The sequence below is a fragment of the Methylobacterium sp. 1030 genome (assembly GCF_040544715.1).
Classification (GTDB): Bacteria; Pseudomonadota; Alphaproteobacteria; order Rhizobiales; family Beijerinckiaceae; genus Methylobacterium.
This window is the reverse complement of record NZ_JBEPKM010000005.1, coordinates 185,772-201,048: the sequence shown is the minus strand read 5'-3', so window position 1 is coordinate 201,048 and position 15,277 is coordinate 185,772. Positions and strand designations below refer to the sequence as shown.

21 protein-coding genes are annotated in these 15,277 nt (G+C 71.9%); 12 read left to right on the top strand and 9 right to left on the bottom strand.

The genetic code is table 11. The annotated features are described in order from the left end of the window. Positions 1-13: 13 nt before the first annotated feature. The 3 genes from ABIC30_RS09025 to ABIC30_RS09015 all read left to right on the top strand — a co-directional run bounded on the left by ABIC30_RS09025 (position 14) and on the right by ABIC30_RS09015 (position 1,474). Positions 14-298 (top strand): acylphosphatase, encoded by a 285-nt coding sequence (locus ABIC30_RS09025; RefSeq protein WP_020092059.1) that lies wholly within the window; start codon positions 14-16, stop codon positions 296-298. Between the two features lie 79 nt (positions 299-377). Beyond that, on the top strand, positions 378-1,151 hold the full coding sequence (locus tag ABIC30_RS09020; RefSeq protein ID WP_020092060.1) for a DUF599 domain-containing protein: 774 nt from the start codon (positions 378-380) through the stop codon (positions 1,149-1,151). Next, the gene (locus tag ABIC30_RS09015) at positions 1,148-1,474 is read left to right on the top strand and encodes a DUF3253 domain-containing protein (protein WP_020092061.1); all 327 of its coding nucleotides are present in this window, start codon (positions 1,148-1,150) and stop codon (positions 1,472-1,474) included. The genes ABIC30_RS09020 and ABIC30_RS09015 overlap by 4 nt, the downstream gene beginning before the upstream one ends. On the opposite strand, the gene ABIC30_RS09010 is transcribed toward ABIC30_RS09015, so the two are convergent. From ABIC30_RS09010 to epmA, 5 genes are all read right to left on the bottom strand, one after another. Next, the gene (locus ABIC30_RS09010; RefSeq protein ID WP_020092062.1) at positions 1,393-2,238 is read right to left on the bottom strand and encodes a YdcF family protein; all 846 of its coding nucleotides are present in this window, start codon (positions 2,236-2,238) and stop codon (positions 1,393-1,395) included. The genes ABIC30_RS09015 and ABIC30_RS09010 overlap by 82 nt on opposite strands. Before the next feature lie 5 nt (positions 2,239-2,243). Continuing rightward, positions 2,244-2,894, bottom strand: coding sequence for an RraA family protein (locus tag ABIC30_RS09005; RefSeq protein ID WP_020092063.1), 651 nt, complete (start codon positions 2,892-2,894; stop codon positions 2,244-2,246). 100 nt (positions 2,895-2,994) lie between these two features. After that, positions 2,995-3,606, bottom strand: coding sequence for a glutathione S-transferase family protein (locus ABIC30_RS09000; RefSeq protein ID WP_020092064.1), 612 nt, complete (start codon positions 3,604-3,606; stop codon positions 2,995-2,997). A gap of 16 nt (positions 3,607-3,622) precedes the next feature. Beyond that, the gene (locus tag ABIC30_RS08995; RefSeq protein WP_103984757.1) at positions 3,623-4,666 is read right to left on the bottom strand and encodes a lysine-2,3-aminomutase-like protein; all 1,044 of its coding nucleotides are present in this window, start codon (positions 4,664-4,666) and stop codon (positions 3,623-3,625) included. Next, positions 4,663-5,718 (bottom strand): EF-P lysine aminoacylase EpmA, encoded by a 1,056-nt coding sequence (epmA, locus tag ABIC30_RS08990; protein WP_354454727.1) that lies wholly within the window; start codon positions 5,716-5,718, stop codon positions 4,663-4,665. Before epmA ends, ABIC30_RS08995 begins: the two co-directional genes overlap by 4 nt. Positions 5,719-5,909: 191 nt before the next feature. Here epmA and efp point away from each other — a divergent pair, with 191 nt between their 5' ends. After that, positions 5,910-6,533, top strand: coding sequence for an elongation factor P (gene efp, locus ABIC30_RS08985; RefSeq protein WP_199778764.1), 624 nt, complete (start codon positions 5,910-5,912; stop codon positions 6,531-6,533). A 45-nt stretch (positions 6,534-6,578) separates the two neighbouring features. Here efp and ABIC30_RS08980 read toward each other — a convergent pair whose 3' ends face one another. Then, a complete protein-coding gene (locus tag ABIC30_RS08980) occupies positions 6,579-7,598 on the bottom strand; it encodes a heparan-alpha-glucosaminide N-acetyltransferase (protein ID WP_354454725.1) in 1,020 nt (339 codons plus the stop codon). Positions 7,599-7,951: 353 nt separating this feature from the next. Between ABIC30_RS08980 and ABIC30_RS08975 the strand changes: the two genes are divergently transcribed. From ABIC30_RS08975 to ABIC30_RS08940, 8 genes are all read left to right on the top strand, one after another. After that, positions 7,952-8,557 (top strand): cold-shock protein, encoded by a 606-nt coding sequence (locus ABIC30_RS08975; protein ID WP_020092069.1) that lies wholly within the window; start codon positions 7,952-7,954, stop codon positions 8,555-8,557. Positions 8,558-8,707: 150 nt separating this feature from the next. Further along, the gene (locus ABIC30_RS08970) at positions 8,708-9,202 is read left to right on the top strand and encodes a DUF192 domain-containing protein (protein WP_502915834.1); all 495 of its coding nucleotides are present in this window, start codon (positions 8,708-8,710) and stop codon (positions 9,200-9,202) included. Between the two features lie 121 nt (positions 9,203-9,323). Then, positions 9,324-9,728, top strand: coding sequence for a hypothetical protein (locus ABIC30_RS08965; protein ID WP_020092071.1), 405 nt, complete (start codon positions 9,324-9,326; stop codon positions 9,726-9,728). Between the two features lie 80 nt (positions 9,729-9,808). Then, complete coding sequence (locus ABIC30_RS08960; RefSeq protein ID WP_020092072.1) at positions 9,809-10,681, top strand: dienelactone hydrolase family protein; 873 nt, start codon at positions 9,809-9,811, stop codon at positions 10,679-10,681. A gap of 190 nt (positions 10,682-10,871) precedes the next feature. Next, on the top strand, positions 10,872-11,327 hold the full coding sequence (locus ABIC30_RS08955) for a response regulator (RefSeq protein WP_042675510.1): 456 nt from the start codon (positions 10,872-10,874) through the stop codon (positions 11,325-11,327). 78 nt (positions 11,328-11,405) lie between these two features. Further along, entirely contained in the window at positions 11,406-11,606 is a 201-nt protein-coding gene (locus ABIC30_RS08950) for a hypothetical protein (protein ID WP_020092074.1), read from the top strand. A 115-nt stretch (positions 11,607-11,721) separates the two neighbouring features. Continuing rightward, positions 11,722-12,897 (top strand): alpha/beta hydrolase, encoded by a 1,176-nt coding sequence (locus tag ABIC30_RS08945; RefSeq protein ID WP_020092075.1) that lies wholly within the window; start codon positions 11,722-11,724, stop codon positions 12,895-12,897. Positions 12,898-12,971: 74 nt separating this feature from the next. Beyond that, the gene (locus tag ABIC30_RS08940) at positions 12,972-13,172 is read left to right on the top strand and encodes a hypothetical protein (protein WP_020092076.1); all 201 of its coding nucleotides are present in this window, start codon (positions 12,972-12,974) and stop codon (positions 13,170-13,172) included. A 3-nt stretch (positions 13,173-13,175) separates the two neighbouring features. Here the strand turns inward: ABIC30_RS08940 and ABIC30_RS08935 are convergent, their stop codons facing one another. From ABIC30_RS08935 to ABIC30_RS08925, 3 genes are read right to left on the bottom strand one after another with little or no spacing between them, the layout of a single operon-like run. Continuing rightward, the gene (locus ABIC30_RS08935; protein WP_020092077.1) at positions 13,176-14,132 is read right to left on the bottom strand and encodes a YncE family protein; all 957 of its coding nucleotides are present in this window, start codon (positions 14,130-14,132) and stop codon (positions 13,176-13,178) included. Continuing rightward, a complete protein-coding gene (locus ABIC30_RS08930; protein WP_020092078.1) occupies positions 14,129-14,662 on the bottom strand; it encodes an SRPBCC family protein in 534 nt (177 codons plus the stop codon). Before ABIC30_RS08930 ends, ABIC30_RS08935 begins: the two co-directional genes overlap by 4 nt. A 21-nt stretch (positions 14,663-14,683) precedes the next feature. Then, positions 14,684-15,274 (bottom strand): DUF447 domain-containing protein, encoded by a 591-nt coding sequence (locus ABIC30_RS08925; protein WP_020092079.1) that lies wholly within the window; start codon positions 15,272-15,274, stop codon positions 14,684-14,686. Between the last annotated feature and the right edge of the window lie 3 nt (positions 15,275-15,277).

Genomic DNA, 15,277 nt, shown 5'->3' with positions numbered 1-15,277 from the left:
AGACCGCGCCCGCATGAGCGAGACCCGGACGATCTCCGTCATCGTCACCGGTCGCGTCCAGGGCGTGTCCTACCGGGCCTGGACGCAGTCCGAGGCCCGCGCCCGCGGCCTCGCCGGCTCCGTGCGCAACCGCGACGACGGCACGGTCGAGGCGGTCTTCAGCGGCGCGCCGGAGGCCGTGGCGGAGATGGCGGCCCTGTGCCGGTCGGGTCCGCCGGGTGCGCGCGTGACCGACGTGGCCGCGCGGGACGGCGGCGACGTGCCGCGCGACGGCGAATTCCGGATCCTGCGCGACTGAGATCGCCGCGGCGGGTTCAGCGCGCGCCCGCGGACTGGTATGGCGGACGGCCCCTTCGCGTATCCGCCATCCGGAGACCATGACCGACCTGTCCGCCGGCAGCGCCGCCTTCTCGCATCTCGATCTCGCGGCGCTGCTCTACTTCGTCCTCGCCTGGATCGCCTACGGCCTGTCCGTCGGCCGGCTGCGCGGCAGGATGGTCTCCCTCAGCCAGATCATGAACGGCCACCGGGCCAACTGGGCGCGCCAGGTCATCGGCCGCGACAACCGGGTGGTCGACACGCAGATCAACGCCTCGCTGCAGAACGGTACGGCCTTCTTCGCCTCGACTTCGCTCATCGCGCTGGGTTCCGTCCTGACCCTGTCGCGCTCCGGGGACGACGTCCTGAACCTGTTCGCCACGCTGCCCTTCGGGACGGTGGCCAATCGCCTGACCTGGGAGCTGAAGGTCGCCGGCCTCGCGCTGATCTTCGTCTACGCGTTCTTCAAATTCGCCTGGGCCTACAGGCTGTTCAATTACACGGCGATCCTGCTGGGCGCCGTGCCGCACAAGGGGTCCGGCACGAGCGACGTCGAGATGCTGCGGGCGGTGCGGCGGCTCGCGGCCATGAACGTCAGCGCCGGGCGGCACTTCGCCCGCGGTCAGCGCGCGTTCTTTTTCGCGCTGGCCTATCTCGGCTGGTTCATCAGCCCCTACGTGCTGTTCGTCTCGACGACGGCCGTCGTGATCATCATGTGGCGCCGCCAGTTTGCCTCGGAGATCCGCAAGGCTCTCCTCGAAGCCGGGGAGGGGCCCCACGAGGGACCGCTCGAGGCGCCGCTCCTGTCGCCCGCCGAAGAGGCCCGCACATGACCGACCCACGACCCGACGACGCCGCGATCGAGACGGCGATGCTGCGCCTCGTGGCCGAGCGCGGCGCCGACAAGACCGTCTGCCCCTCGGAGGTCGCCCGCGCCCTCGGCGGCCCGCACCCGGACGGCTGGGGCCCGCTGATGCAGCCTGTGCGCCGGGTCGCGGTGCGGCTCGCCCATGCCGGGCGGATCGCGATCCTGCGGAAGGGGAAGCCCGTCGACCCGGACGATTTCCGCGGGATCTACCGCCTGTCGCTGCCGACCTCCGATGCGGCCTCGGAAGCCCCCCTGGAATCCGGTCCCGGCAGCCAGTCCGGCGTGTAGCCGGACAGGCGATAGGCGACGAGGCCGATCCACTCCTTCACGGCCAGGTCGAACTGGAGCAGCCCGTCCGACGCGAAGCCGTGGAAATGCGCGACGTCGCCCCAGCCGCGGGTCCGGTAATCCACCGGGAACGCGTCCACCGCGAATCCGGCCTGGCGGAAGCAGCCGACCGCCCGGGGCATGTGCCAGGCCGAGGTCACGAGCAGCCAGCGCTCGCCGGGCTTCGGCTGCACCAGGGCCGCCGAGAAGGCGGCGTTCTCGTGGGTGTTGCGCGAGCGGTTCTCCAGGATAAGGCGCGTCCGCGGAACGCCGATCACGTCCGCCTGCCGGCTCACGATGTCGGCTTCGGCCATGCCGCCCGCGATGAAGCCGCTGCCGCCGGAGAAGACCAGCCGCGCCGCCGGGTAGCGCCGGGCGAGGTCGGCGAGATAGATCGGCCGCTCGCCGGCATCGTTGACGACGATCTGGCGACGCGCCTCCGAGAGGCCCGTCTCGATGCCGCCGCCCAGCACGATGATCCCGGCCGGGGCCGGCCCGTCATCCGGATAGGCGGGGAAGCGCTGCTCGAGGGGGATCAGGGCCACGTCCGACAGGGGCGCCAGCCCGGCCGCGCCGAGCAGCAGGGTGCCGAGCAGCGCCAGACCGAGGCCGGCCCTCCGCCACCGCGTCACCGCCGCGACGGCGATCCCGAGCAGGATCGCGAAGATGCAGAAGTTCGACGGGGTGATCAGGAAGAAGATCACCTTCGAGACGGGGAAGAACACGGTGCTCAGGCCGGCTTCGTCTCGGCCTCGAACCGGGCGAGCGCCGCGGCGTCCGGCGGAAGGAGACTCGCGAGGTCGGCGCCGCGCTCGACCTCGCGCTGGATCCAGAGATCGAGGCGCTGCTGCTCGACGGCCTCCAGGGCGACCCGCTCGGCGAGCGCCGCCGGCACGGCGACGAGGCCGCTCGAGTCGCCGACCAGGATATCGCCGGGATGGATGGCGGCGCCGCCGCAGGCGACGCGCTCCTGCGTGCCGACCAGGGCCAGGGCCCCTGTGGCCGCGGCCGGCCGGCACCAGGCGGGGAGGCCGATCTCCTCGGGCAGGGCCGCGTCGGTGATCAGACCGACGGCGCCGCGCTGGGCGAGGCGTGCCGCCAGGATCGCTCCGAATGGCAGGGCGAGGGCGGAGGCCGCGGCATCGATCACGACCACAGCGCCTTCGGGGACGGCATCGATGGCCGCGGCGAGATCGCCCGCGGCGTCGTCGCGGGCCGGGATCATCCGCATCGTGTAGGCGGGCCCGACCACGGTTCCGCTCCCCCGCGCCGAGAGCCCGTGTGGCGTGCAGGCCTTCACCCCGGCCCGCGCAAGGGCGCGGGCGAGGCTCGCCGGTGTCACGGCGGAGAGCGCGTCGCGCAGGGTTGGGTCGATCGCCATCGGGGGCTCCGTGAAAGGCCGGTCCCGGTCCGGGCGGCGCGGTCGGCGAAGGTGGATCGCGCGGGCGTGCCGGCAAGGCTCCGGGCGCCCGCGGCGGCCGTCAGGCGATGGGCTCGCCGAGCGCCCGGGCGGCACCGGGCCGGACGGCGATCCGGTCGTACCAGCGCCGCAGCGCCGGGCGCTCGATCCGCTCGGCCGGAAGGTTCAGCCAGCGATGCGCCGCGCAGCCGAGGGCGATGTCAGCGATGCCGAAGCTGTCGCCGACCGCGTAGGTCCGGTCCGCGAGATGGCGGTCGAGGATCTCCGCCATGGCCTCGCTCTTCTTCAGCGATGCGGCGATCAGGCCGCGGTCCGGATCGGCCGCGCGGTAGAGCTGCCAGAAGGCGTCGCGCATGGCCGGCGTGAAGCTCGTGGCCTGCCAGTCGAGCCACTGCTCCGCGTGGGCGCGCGCCCGGGGGTCAGCCGGCAGGGCCAGGGCCGGGCTCACCGCCGCCAGGTAGCGGAGGATCGCGTTGGATTCCCACAGGACGAAGCCGTCCTCCTCCAAGGTCGGGACGAGGCCGTTCGGGTTCATCGCGCGGTAGCCGGGGTCGTCGACGACCCCGTGGGCGCCGCCGGCCTCGACCCGCTCGTACGGCAGGCCCGTCTCGTCGAGTCCCCACACCGCCTTCTGCACGTTCACCGAGGTGAGGCGGCCCCAAAGCCTGCGCATAATCGAAGAGTCTCCGTCACGCCTTCGGCGGGTAGGCGTGGTCCTGCCCGCCCGGATCGGTCACGCGCACCCCGTCGGGGGTGTCGTGCAGGTAGCCCGGTCCGATCGGCACCTTGCCGTGGCCGCCGGGAATGTCGAGCACGTAGGTCGGCTGGGCGAGGCCGGAGAGGCGGCCGCGCAGGGCGCGCATCAGCGCCTGTCCCTTGGGCACGTCCGTGCGCAGGTGGGCCGTCCCGGGGGCCAAGTCGCCGTGGTGGAGATAGTACGGTTTGATCCGGTTCTCGACGAGGATCCGCATCAGCGCCTCGAGGGTCGCGGCCTCGTCGTTGACGCCGCGCAGGAGCACCGACTGGCTGACCAGGGGAATGCCGGCATCGACCAGCCGGGCGCAGGCGGCGCTGGCGGCGGCGGTGAATTCCCGCGGATGGTTCGCGTGCACGGCGACGAAGACCGCCCGCCCGAACCGCTTGAGCGCCTGGACCAGGGCATCGGAGACGAGATCGGGCTTCACCACGGGCACGCGCGTGTGGACCCGCATGACCCGGACATGGGGGATGGCGGCGAGGCGCTCCGCGATGGCGCCGAGGCGGCGCGGCGAGAGCGCGAACGGGTCGCCGCCGGTGAGCACCACCTCCCAGATCCGCGGATCCTGCGCGATGTAGGCGAGGGCGGCGTCGAGTTCGGCGTCGGTGAGGGTCCCGAGCCCGTCGGGTCCGACCATCTCCCGGCGGAAGCAGAAGCGGCAGTAGACCGGGCAGATGTGGAGCGGCTTCAGCAGCACGCGGTCCGGGTAGCGGTGCACGATCCCCGTCACCGGGGCGTGGGCGGCGTCGCCGATCGGGTCGGCGCGCTCCTCCGGCGTCGCCACGGCTTCCGCGGCGCGGGGCACGAACTGGCGGCCGATCGGGTCGTCGGGGTCCTGCGGGTCGATCAGCTCGGCCATGTCGGGCGTCACCGAGACCGCGTACCGCGCGAGGACGGCGCCGAGGGCCTCGGCCTCCGCCCCCGAGATCAGGCCGGCGGTGAGGAGGTCGTCCGCGCTGCGCAGGACCCGGTTCATGGCCGCGTCTCCGCCACGGGAGTCCAGATCACGTCCTCGACCCGGGTAGCCCCGCAGGCCAGCATCGCCAGGCGGTCGAAGCCCAGGGCAACTCCCGACGCCTCCGCCATGACGGCCAGCGCCGCGAGGAACTCGTCGTCGATCGGGTAGCGCTCGCCGTAGACCCGCTGCTTCTCGGCCATCTCGGCCTCGAACCGGCGGCGCTGCTCCGCCGGGTCGGTCAGCTCGCCGAACGCGTTGGCCAGCTCGACGCCGCAGGCGTAGAGCTCGAACCGCTCGGCCACCCGCGGGTCGTGCGGCGCCGGACGGGCGAGGGCGGCCTCGCTGATCGGGTACTCGCACAGGATGGTCGGGCGGCCGAGGCCGAGATGCGGCTCGATCCGCGCGACGAGAACGCGGGAGAACAGGTCGGCCCAGGTATCGTCCGGGGCGACCCGGAGGCCGGAGGCCGCGACGGCGGCGGCCAGAGTCTCGCGGTCCGTCTCGCCGCCCGGCGCGACGCTCGCCAGAAGGTCGATCCCGGCGAAGCGGTCGAAGGCCTCGGCCAGGGTCAGGCGCTCCGGCTCGGCGAAGGGATCCGTCTCCCGGTCGCGGAAGGTGAAGCGGCGGGCGCCGGCGGTCTCGGCCGCGCCGGCGAGCAGGTCGGCGCAATCCGCCATCAGCGCCGTGTAGGGGTCGCCGGCGCGGTACCACTCGAGCATCGTGAACTCGGGATGGTGCAACGGCCCGCGCTCGCGGTTTCGGAACACCCGGGAGACGCTGAACAGTCGTGGCTCGCCCGCCGCCAGCAGCTTCTTGCAGGCGAATTCCGGCGAGGTGTGCAGGTAGAGCGGCGTGCGGGCGCCGCTCGCGCCGATGGCTTCCGTGGCGAAGGCCGACAGATGCGCCTCGTTGCCGGGCGAGACCTGCAGGCAGGCGGCCTCGACCTCGACGAAGTCGCGGTCCGCGAACCACGCGCGGAACGCCGCGAGGATGCGGTTGCGCAGGATCAGCGCCGGGCGCCGGTCGGCGTGACGGCCGGCCGACCACCAGGGGGAGGCGGGTCCGCTCACGACCGGCCTCTGCACCGGATCGGGACCGGCCGGCTCCGACCGGGACGCGTCGCGTTCTGGAGCACTCTCATCCTCGGACCTGACTGGCTCCGGGCCGCGGAGACGCGCCGCGGCCGATGCCGGTTGCCATCGACGGTCCACGCCCGCCCGCTGGCAACCGCGGCGCAGATGCGATAGTGGCGGGGTCCGAGATGCAGCGCCCGCGCTTGGCGCGTGCCGGCCCCCATGTCAATGCAGGACGCAATTCCGTGAAGGTGATCGCCTCAACGCTCCGTAAGGGCAACGTCGTCGAGAAGGACGGCAAGCTCTACGTGATCCTGTTCGCCGAGAACATCCACCCCGGCAAGGGCACCCCGGTGACCCAGCTCGACATGCGCCGGATCACGGACGGCGTGAAGGTGTCCGAGCGCTACCGGACGACCGAGCAGGTCGAGCGCGCCTTCGTGGAGGATCGCGAGCACACCTTCCTCTACAGCGACGGCGAGGGGTTCCACTTCATGAACCCGGAGAACTACGAGCAGATCGCGGTGCCGCAGGACGTGGTCGGCGACGCCGCCCCGTACCTTCAGGAGGGCATGGCGGTGATGCTCTCCGTCCATAACGGCGTCCCGCTGACCATCGAGCTGCCCCAGCGTGTCACGCTCGAGGTCGCCGAGACCGAGCCGGTCCTGAAGGGCCAGACCGCCTCGTCGTCCTACAAGCCCGCGACCCTGTCGAACGGCGTGCGCACGACCGTGCCGCCCCACATCGCCGCCGGCACCCGCGTCGTCGTCATGACGGCCGACGGATCCTACGTCGAGCGCGCCAAGGACTGATCGGGTCCGCGCCGGCGACCAACCCTGCGAGGTCGGTCGCCGCGTTCAGCGCGCGGATCGCGTGGCGGCCTCCATGGTGGCGTAGCAGCCCTGCGAGATGGCCTGCGCGCGCAGGCGCTCCGTCCCGCTGAAGGGACGGCCATCCTCCCGGAACAGGTCCTCGCGGAGGAGCGCCTCCGAGGTGCAGCGGGCGGCGATGCGGCAGAGCGGCGGCTCGCCGCCGGTGCGCGCGCAGATCGTCACGTAATCGGCGCGGAACGCCCGCAGCCCGGCGCGCGGATTGGCGCCGACCACCGTGACGAGCCCGGTCAGCAGCGCCAGCAGCAGCGGCTGGTGGATGAGGTAGATCGCGAGGCTGTGCCGGCCCGCGAAGGTGGCGGCGCGGCCGAGCCGCGTGCGCGGCGCCCAGGCTCCCAGCCGCGACCGGGCGAGCCGCGGCAGGGCCAGACGACCCAGGACGATGCCGGCCAGCACAAGCCCGAACCAGGGGAAGAGCGGCACGTAGTCGTTCGTCCGCGGCAACACCGAGCCGAGGCCGAGGAAGAACAGGGCCGGCGCGTCGAGGACCGGCGCGTGCACCACGTGCGGCGCGGCGAGCACGGCCGCGGCCGCGACGGCGGTGACCGGGACCGGCAGGAACAGGAACGGCAGCCCGAGCAGGCTCGAGACGGCGATGCAGTGGAGCACGCCGAAGAACACGAAGGCGTCCGGGAACATGACCCAGGTGCCGAGGGTCACGAGGAGCGCCGCCCCGCCGATCCGCGCAAGCCGCAGCAGCGTCGGTCGAAGCCGGACCCCGCGCCCGTTCATCAGCACGAGGCCGATGCCGACCAGGACCAGGAAGGTGCCAGCGATCGCCTCGGCGGCGTGCCGCCCCGTCGGCGTCAGCGCGTAGTTCTCCGCGGTCAGCCGCAGGTGACCGAGATCCCAGAGCGTGTGGTAGCTCGCCATCGCCAGCAGGGCGGCCGCCCGCGCCGCGTCGATGATCGGCAGGCGGCGCCGCTGCGAGGCGGGCGCGACCGGGGAGGCGGCGACGGGACGGTCGAGGGTGACGTCAACGGACATGATGGTGCACCCAAACCATGTCGGGGCCGCCCTTTCCATCGCGCCGTGCGACGGACGCTCCGACCGAGCCCGAAGCGGGTACGTCGGCTCTCGGAAACGTGAACGCCGACGCGGCGTGCGCGGGAGTGCCGGGAGGGAGAGCCGGCATCCGGAAAACCCCTCGGCAGCCCCGACGCTTAAACGCCGGTTTCGCCCGAGCCTGCGACCGATCGACTGTTGCGGCCCCGCCTCCTTGCGCCAAGATTGCAACTTGGCGTCACTGTTCTGCCGGCCAAATGGGCTTCCCGGACATCAGGACTTCGTTAATCTTGCTGGGAGAGCGCGCGGCGTGATTCGGTGTAGGTTGCTCGGCCATGTCTGACGAACGCGGATCCGGGCCGGAGAACCCCGAGCGGGGGATTGTCGCCCGAACCGGCGAACTGGATCAGCACGAGGATGAGGCGCTCGACCTCGTCGAGGTGGCCGGCCGCATCAAGTGGTTCGACGTCTCCAAGGGTTTCGGGTTCATCGTGCCCGACGACGGTGCGCCCGACATCCTGCTCCACGTCACGTGCCTGCGGCGCGACGGCTACCAGGCGGCCAGCGAGGGCGCCCGCATCGTCGTGGAGGCCGTCGAGCGGCCCCGCGGCTGGCAGGCCTTCCGGGTCATCTCCCTCGATCAGGCGACGGCGGTGCATCCCTCCGAGCTGCCGATGCCGCGCACGCACGTCACCGTGACGCCGACCAGCGGGCTCGAGACCGCCGTCGTGAAGTGGTTCAACCGCCTGCGCGGGTTCGGATTCCTGACCCGCGGCGACGGGACGCCGGACATCTTCGTGCACATGGAGACGCTGCGGCGCTACGGGATCGCCGAGCTGAAGCCCGGCGACTCCGTCCTGGTGCGCTACGGCGACGGCTCGAAGGGCGTGATGGCGGCGGAGGTGCGGCTGATCGACGGGACGATGCCCGCGTCCCATTGAGGCCGCGTTTCCCCGGCCCGACATACCCCGTCCTATCTCCTTGCCGATGCTCGGAAAATCCGGAGCCGGATTTCCCTTCGGCATGTCCTGGTCTATCACCGGGCGACGGGCCTCACGGTCCGCGCGCCATCCCACGAGAGGCATGAGCCTGTGAGACCCCTCCTTCGCACCGCCCGGGCGGCCGCCATCGCCTGCCTCGCCCTGACCGCGATCGCCCCGGCGCCCGCCGTCGTGGCGCAGGCGGCCGCCCGGGCCGCCGCGACCAAGTCGGAGCCGCTGACGATCGTCACGAAGGCCGGGCCGAAGCGCTTCGACGTCGAGGTGATGCGCGACGACGCCGCCCGCGCCCGCGGCCTCATGTTCCGCCGGCACATGGCGGCCGACCACGGCATGCTGTTCGACTTCGAGCAGAACCAGCCCGTCACGATGTGGATGAAGAACACCTACCTGCCGCTCGACATGGTGTTCATCCGGCCCGATGGGACGATCAGCCGGATCGCCGCCGACACCGAGCCGCTCTCCACGGCGATCATCCCGTCGGGCGGCCCGGTGGTGGCGGTACTTGAGCTGAACGCCGGCACCGCGGCGAAGCTCGGGATCGCCCCGGGCGACCGGATCGAGCACACCATGTTCAAGGCCCGCTGAGGCGCGCCCGCGCGATTCGCGAACGCACCGGGAACAAGCGCCTTGACCACCGCCGATTTCCGCTCCAGTGTTCCGGCAATGTTCCGGCGCGCCGGAAGGCTGGTTCAGGGCGGAGGACCCGATGGGCGACGCGGCTGAGGTCGAACTGTTCGGCAACGACGACTGGTCGGTGCAGGCGGACGGAATCGAGCACCGCCAGACCGGCTACTTCATCGCCCGCTCCGCGCTCGCGACGCGCCGGGCGGAGGGCCTGTGGGACTGGCCGCTGCAGATGGCCGAGAAGCGCTGGTGCCGGCCGAGCCTGTTCCGCGAGGCGTTCCTCGCCGCTCTCGACCGGTTCGGCATCCCGCGGGACGCCGAGCTGATCCGCTCCTTCGCGCTGGGCTACGGCATCCGCGCCGTGATCTCGCCGGCCGCCGAGACCTTCGTGAGCCTGGGCGACATGCTGAAGCCCCGCGAGATCGCCGAGCCGGCGCGCGCCGCCAGCCCGCGGCCCGTCCGGGCCCTGGCGGCCGCTGGCGCCTGAGGACCCGGCGACGGCGGCCGATTTGACCCGGGCGGCCGCCCGCGGATAGCCCTCAGCCTCGGAACGAGGGAGAGAGCACGATGGCGGATCACGACCGGGCCGGACTCGACGGGTTGATCACGCCGCCCCTGTCGCGACGGGGCTTCGTGATGACGAGCCTGATGAGCGGGCTGACGCTCGCGACCACCCGCGTCGAGGCCCAGGTGATCCACACCGACAGTGCGGGCATCGAGGCCGGCGAGGTGAAGATCCCGGCCGCGGACGGGCCGATGCCGGCCTACCGCGCGGTTCCGGAGGGCGCGGGCCCGTTCCCGATCGTCCTGGTGATCGAGGAGATCTTCGGCGTCCACGACTACATCAAGGACATCTGCCGCAGGCTCGCGAAGGCTGGCTACTGCGCCGTGGCCCCCGAGCTCTACGCCCGCCAGGGCGACCTCTCGACCATGTCGGATCCGAAGCAGATCATCCGCGACGTCATCGCGAAGACGCCGGACGCGCAGTGGATCGGCGATCTCGACGCGACGGTGGCCTGGGCGGCCTCGGCGGCGAAAGGCGACCCGAACCGCCTCGGCGTCATGGGATGGTGCCGCGGCGGGCGCGCCACGTGGCTCTACGCGGCGCATCGTCGCGACCTGAAGGCGGCCGTTGCCTGGTACGGGCCGGTCGGTGGCGAGCGGACCGACATCCAGCCGCGCACCGCCGGCGACGTGGCGGCCGAGATCCACGCGCCGCTCCTCGCCCTCTACGGCGGGGCCGATACCGGCATCCCCGTGGCGGCGGTCGAGGAGGCGCGCGACCGCGCCAGGGCGGCCGGCAAGAGCGTCGAACTCGTGGTTTACCCGGACGCGCCGCACGGCTTCCACGCGGATTATCGTCCGAGCTACCGCCGCGAGGCGGCGGAGGACGGCTGGAAGCGCGCGCTGGCCTTCCTGAAATCGCACGGCGTCGGCTGAATAGTCGGCCCAGGACGCCCGATCGGGCGCGTTCCGGAGTGGCTGTGTTACCCAAGACACGGCCACAACTTCACAATCGTGCAAGGATCCAAGGAGGATCTGTGCCCGCGCGGGTCTGGCCCTTCGCGGCGCTCGGGCGTTGAACCGATCGAAGCGACCGCCGTTCAGCCCCTGTAGAGTGTCCTGGTCCATGAGCGATTCGGTACAGCCTGGCCAGAAGCCCGTGATCCTCGTCGTGGAGGACCAGCCCGACGAGCGCTTCCTCGCGGCCACGCTGCTGGAGGATACCGGCTTCACGGTGATCGAGGCCGAGACCGCCGATCGCGCCCTGGCGATCCTCAACGATCGCGCGGACGAGGTCAGTGTCGTCTTCTCGGACGTCCGCACGCCCGGACCGATCGGCGGCTTCGAGCTCGCGCGGATCATCGGCGTGACTTGGCCGCGCGTGCGGGTCCTGCTGACCTCGGGCGACGCGGGCGACCAGCCGAGCGACCTGCGCGTCTCGGCGACCTTCATCCCGAAGCCGTGGCGCGCCGAAGACATCCTCGCCTGGGTGGAGCAGGCGGCCGGGCGACCCTCGGCCGGGTCGGGACCGTCCGTTATCGGACCGGGCGGCAAAATAATCCCGTCCGGCTTGGAAACCTGAGGCGGCCGCACAGTTGTACGCCACTCCGGAGCGCGCCGCGCCCGGACTTCCGCAGTACAACCGATCCCCGACGCCGCCATGAAGATTGTCGCAACCAACCACGCCGATTCACTCCGACGCCCCGGTTCGCGGGATTCGGCGGAATCCGCCGTTCTCGACACGGTCCGGGAGGGGCTGCTCAGTGTCTACGGCACGGCGGATCGCGACCTGCCGGCGGAATTGGCGGCGCTGGCGCGGCAGCTCGACCGTCCGGGTCCCGCGGGCTGCGGCCCGACCTAGCTTCCGCCGCGGAACCTTGACAGGAGACTGCGCCAGCGGGTCGCCAAGACGAGAGAATCTGCTATTCAGCGCATTCTGACCTGCCGACGCAGTGCGTCTCTCAGTCGAGTCCCGGATGCGTCTCACAGTTCTTCGCGGATCGCTCACCGCCGCCGCGATCCTGACCCTGGCCGGTCTCGCGTCCGTTCAGGCGGCGACCCCGCCGGCCCAGCCCGCCGACGGCGCGGGCGGTGTGGGTGACCGCAAGGCGACGGTGACCAAGCGGCTGCTCGGGCGCGGCACGGCCTCGACTTACGCGTTCTACGCCGCGGGCGCGGCCCCCGAGAAGGGCCGGCCGGTCGCGATCGTCCTGCACGGGTGGGGCGCGGTCAATCCGCAGAGCTACGGCGGCTGGATCGATCATCTCGCCCGCCAGGGCTGGCTCATCTTGTATCCACGATTTCAGGAGGTGAACCGGACCCGCCCGGCCGACGCCCCGGCCATCGCGGAATCCCTCGTCAAGGCGGCCCTCGCCGAGATCGCGACGGACGGCGAGGCGAAGCCCGACCTCGGCCGCGTCGCGATGATCGGCCACCTCGCCGGGGCTCCGCTCGCCATGGATCTGGCTGCCGCGGCCAAGGCCCAGGGCCTGCCGGTGCCGAAGCTGATCTTCGCAGTGATGCCTGGCGGCATCGCCAGCGGGCCGAAATCCCGCGGCATCGCCCTCAACGACCTGTCGGCGATCGATCCCGCGACGCTGATCGTGACCATGGTCGGCGACAAGGACACGCGGGCCGCCGATCTCGCGGCCAAGCGCCTCCTGCGCGAGGCGAGTGCCGTGCCGCTGGAGCGCAAGCTCTTCGTGCGGGCGCTGTCGGACGATCACGGCTTCCCGGCCCTGACGGCGACCCTGGCGGCCCCGGCCGGCGTGGACACGGCCTACGACGGCGGCGCCATCAAGCCGGGCCCTGAGCCGAAGGACGCGCCCAAGGACGCGACGAAGCCGCCGCCGTTCCGCTGGTCCGCCGACATGGCGCTGTCCGGCGAGCAGCAGACCCTGGTCTCGCAGATCAACCTCGCCCGGGTCGACGCACTCGATTATCTCGGTTTCTGGAAGACCTTCGACCTCGCCGCCGCGGCGGCCTTCGCCGGATCGGACGCGACGGCGCTGAAGAACAATCCGCGCCTCGCCGACATGGAGCGCTGGAGCGACGGCTGGCCGGTGAAGCGGCTCGCCGTCGAGACGCCGCGGCCCACGCCGGCCGCGCAGGCCGGGACGCCGGCGCCGGCACCCGCCGGACGCAAGCGCTGAGGTCGGACGGCCCGGCAGCTTGGCCTTGGCGCGCGGCTTGCTAATCTCTCCCCGTTCGACACGGGAGGGAGATCATGCCCGAGTTCGTCGCCAGCCTGCTCGCCGCCGCGGCCTTCTGCCTGACGTTGCTCGCGCTGAACGCGCTGACACGGCTGCTGATCCAGGCGCATATCGCCCCCTCGGATCTCGGCGAGACCGGCTTCCTGCAGGTCGGCGGTGCGCTCCTGATGGCCCGGGCGGCCTACCGGCGGGCGCCCCAGCGCCGACCGGGCTGACGCTCAGCGCAGGAACGCGCCGAACGAGCGTGGGCCGTTGCCCGTCGGGATGGTCGCCAGCACCTTGAGCGTCTTCGAATCGAGAACGCTCAGCGTGTTGTCGCCCCAGTTGGCGACGTAGAGGCGTCCGTCGGGATCCGCGGCGATCCCTTCAGGGTGGTCGCCGACATCGACATCGGCGATCGGCTTGAGCGTGGCGAGGTCGAACGCCGTGACGCTGCCGGCATACTGGTCCGTCACGAAGCCGCGCCCGCCGGCGAGGGCGATGACGTAGGGCCGGCGGCCGGTCGGGATGCGGCCGATCTCGCGCCCTGTCTTCAGATCCAGCACCGAGACGTCGTCGCCGGTCACGTTGGCCGTGTAGGCGCGCCCCGCCGCGGCATCGAGCGTGATTCCGAACGGATGCTGCCCCACCGGGATGACCTTGGTCTCCCGCCGGGTCGCGGCGTCCACGACCGAGACCGTGTCGGCCTCGCGGTTGGCGACGTAGAGCGTCGCCCCGTCGGGGCTGACGGCGATCCCCGAGGGCGAAGCGCCGACGGCGATCTCGCCGTCCGGAACCAGGGTGCCGTCGCGCTCGGTCAGCACGAACAGGCGGTGCCCGTACCAGTCGGCCACGTAGACCGCGCCGCCCCGCGGGTCGGAAGCGACGCCGAGCGGGCCGCCGGGCAGCGGCACCTCGGACAGGACCTTGCCGGCGTCGAGGTCGAGGATCGCGAGGCCGTGCCCCTCCGGCCGCGTGACGTAGGCCCGCCGGCGATCGGGCGACAGGGCGATCCCAGCCGGGGCCCCGTCGACGGGGATGCGGCGCACCACCTTCCCGGCGGCCAGGTCGACGATCTCGACCGCGCCGCCGAGCTGGGCGGTGACGATGGCCTCCCGGGCCGGTTCGGCGCGGGAGGCGGTCGCCACGAGGACGAGGCCGGCGACGAGGGTCGCGCGGCCCCGAGCCGGGCTCACGAGCCCTTCTCGACCTTGGCCTTCAGGTTGGCGAGGCTCGCCTTGATCCAGTCGCCGACGCCCTTCTCGGAGGCCTCGTCGTTCAGATCCGGCGGCGGGTCGTTGTTCATGTAGCCGCGATAGAACGCCGCCTTCCACTCGACCTTCGACTTGGCGTTGCCCTCGGGCTCGACCGTGATGGTCGCCGAGTAGTCGTTCGCCGGAAGATCCTTCACGTCGACCTTGTCGATGTAGTAGGAGAACAGCTTGTCCTCCGGCTTGTACTTGTTGCTGGTCTCGGAGATCTGATTCCCGTTCTTGAGCGTCAGCACACGCTTGAACTTGCCGGCCGGGTCGCCGTTGAGCTCCGTCTTGGTGACGTTCTGCATCCAGTCGGAATTCTTCAGGTCGCCGACCACGGCCCAGACCTTGTCGGCGGGGGCGTTGATCTCGATCGACTCGGTGATCTTGCGCCGGGTCGGGCCGTGGGCCTGCGCGGTCGCCGCCACCAGGGCCGCCGTGGCCGCCAGGGCCAGGGTGATTTTCTTCATCTTGTCCTTCTCCTCCCGCCCTCAGCGGTCGTCGCGATCGAGGACGCGCGCCTCGGGGCCGAGGGCCGCCGCGACCTTGTCCTCGATCCAACCCCAGGCCTCGCGCTCGCGCGGTCCCGCGGTCTTGCCAATGGCGATGGCGAGGTAGGCCATCTCCGTCAACACCTTCTCGGGCTCCAGCATGTGGAGCCGGGTCGAAAGAATGGCGGCCTCGAGGACCGCCGCCTGCGCGCGGTTGAAGCCGATGAACGGCGAATGCGCGGCGCTGTGGACCATCCGGCCACGGAAGCGAGGCCGAGTCTCGTGGGCTTCGACGGAGGCGACCGCGAATTCCGCGTGGCCGAAACTGTCGGCGAGGCGGCGGCCCTCGATCGCCGCGCACGGCAGCGTCGGCCACTCGCGCCGGCCCGTCACCGCGCCGGCGATCACCCGGATGTCGCGCGGGCTCGAGGCCGCGAAGCAGGGATTGGCCTCCAGGTTGACGATCGTCGGCGATGGCCGGAACGGCGCGAGGACGTAGCCCTCATCCTCGCCGATCAGCCCGAACGGGACGAGGTGCAGCTCGCCCGCCGGGGACAAGGTGGTGACGATGGTCTCGAGAATCAGCGGCATGGC

Excerpts from the sequence above, each read along its gene's own strand:
- ABIC30_RS08940 (WP_020092076.1), top strand. The coding sequence starts at position 12,972 with ATGCCCGAGTTCGTCGCCAGCCTGCTCGCCGCCGCGGCCTTCTGCCTG.
- ABIC30_RS09025 (WP_020092059.1), top strand. The coding sequence starts at position 14 with ATGAGCGAGACCCGGACGATCTCCGTCATCGTCACCGGTCGCGTCCAG.
- ABIC30_RS08945 (WP_020092075.1), top strand. The coding sequence starts at position 11,722 with ATGCGTCTCACAGTTCTTCGCGGATCGCTCACCGCCGCCGCGATCCTG.
- efp (WP_199778764.1), top strand. The coding sequence starts at position 5,910 with ATGCAGCGCCCGCGCTTGGCGCGTGCCGGCCCCCATGTCAATGCAGGA.
- ABIC30_RS08960 (WP_020092072.1), top strand. The coding sequence starts at position 9,809 with ATGGCGGATCACGACCGGGCCGGACTCGACGGGTTGATCACGCCGCCC.
- ABIC30_RS09015 (WP_020092061.1), top strand. The coding sequence starts at position 1,148 with ATGACCGACCCACGACCCGACGACGCCGCGATCGAGACGGCGATGCTG.
- ABIC30_RS08930 (WP_020092078.1), bottom strand. The coding sequence starts at position 14,662 with ATGAAGAAAATCACCCTGGCCCTGGCGGCCACGGCGGCCCTGGTGGCG.
- ABIC30_RS09000 (WP_020092064.1), bottom strand. The coding sequence starts at position 3,606 with ATGCGCAGGCTTTGGGGCCGCCTCACCTCGGTGAACGTGCAGAAGGCG.
- ABIC30_RS08980 (WP_354454725.1), bottom strand. The coding sequence starts at position 7,598 with ATGTCCGTTGACGTCACCCTCGACCGTCCCGTCGCCGCCTCCCCGGTC.
- ABIC30_RS08955 (WP_042675510.1), top strand. The coding sequence starts at position 10,872 with ATGAGCGATTCGGTACAGCCTGGCCAGAAGCCCGTGATCCTCGTCGTG.
- ABIC30_RS08950 (WP_020092074.1), top strand. The coding sequence starts at position 11,406 with ATGAAGATTGTCGCAACCAACCACGCCGATTCACTCCGACGCCCCGGT.
- ABIC30_RS08975 (WP_020092069.1), top strand. The coding sequence starts at position 7,952 with ATGTCTGACGAACGCGGATCCGGGCCGGAGAACCCCGAGCGGGGGATT.
- ABIC30_RS09020 (WP_020092060.1), top strand. The coding sequence starts at position 378 with ATGACCGACCTGTCCGCCGGCAGCGCCGCCTTCTCGCATCTCGATCTC.
- ABIC30_RS09005 (WP_020092063.1), bottom strand. The coding sequence starts at position 2,894 with ATGGCGATCGACCCAACCCTGCGCGACGCGCTCTCCGCCGTGACACCG.
- ABIC30_RS08995 (WP_103984757.1), bottom strand. The coding sequence starts at position 4,666 with ATGAACCGGGTCCTGCGCAGCGCGGACGACCTCCTCACCGCCGGCCTG.
- ABIC30_RS08925 (WP_020092079.1), bottom strand. The coding sequence starts at position 15,274 with ATGCCGCTGATTCTCGAGACCATCGTCACCACCTTGTCCCCGGCGGGC.
- ABIC30_RS08965 (WP_020092071.1), top strand. The coding sequence starts at position 9,324 with ATGGGCGACGCGGCTGAGGTCGAACTGTTCGGCAACGACGACTGGTCG.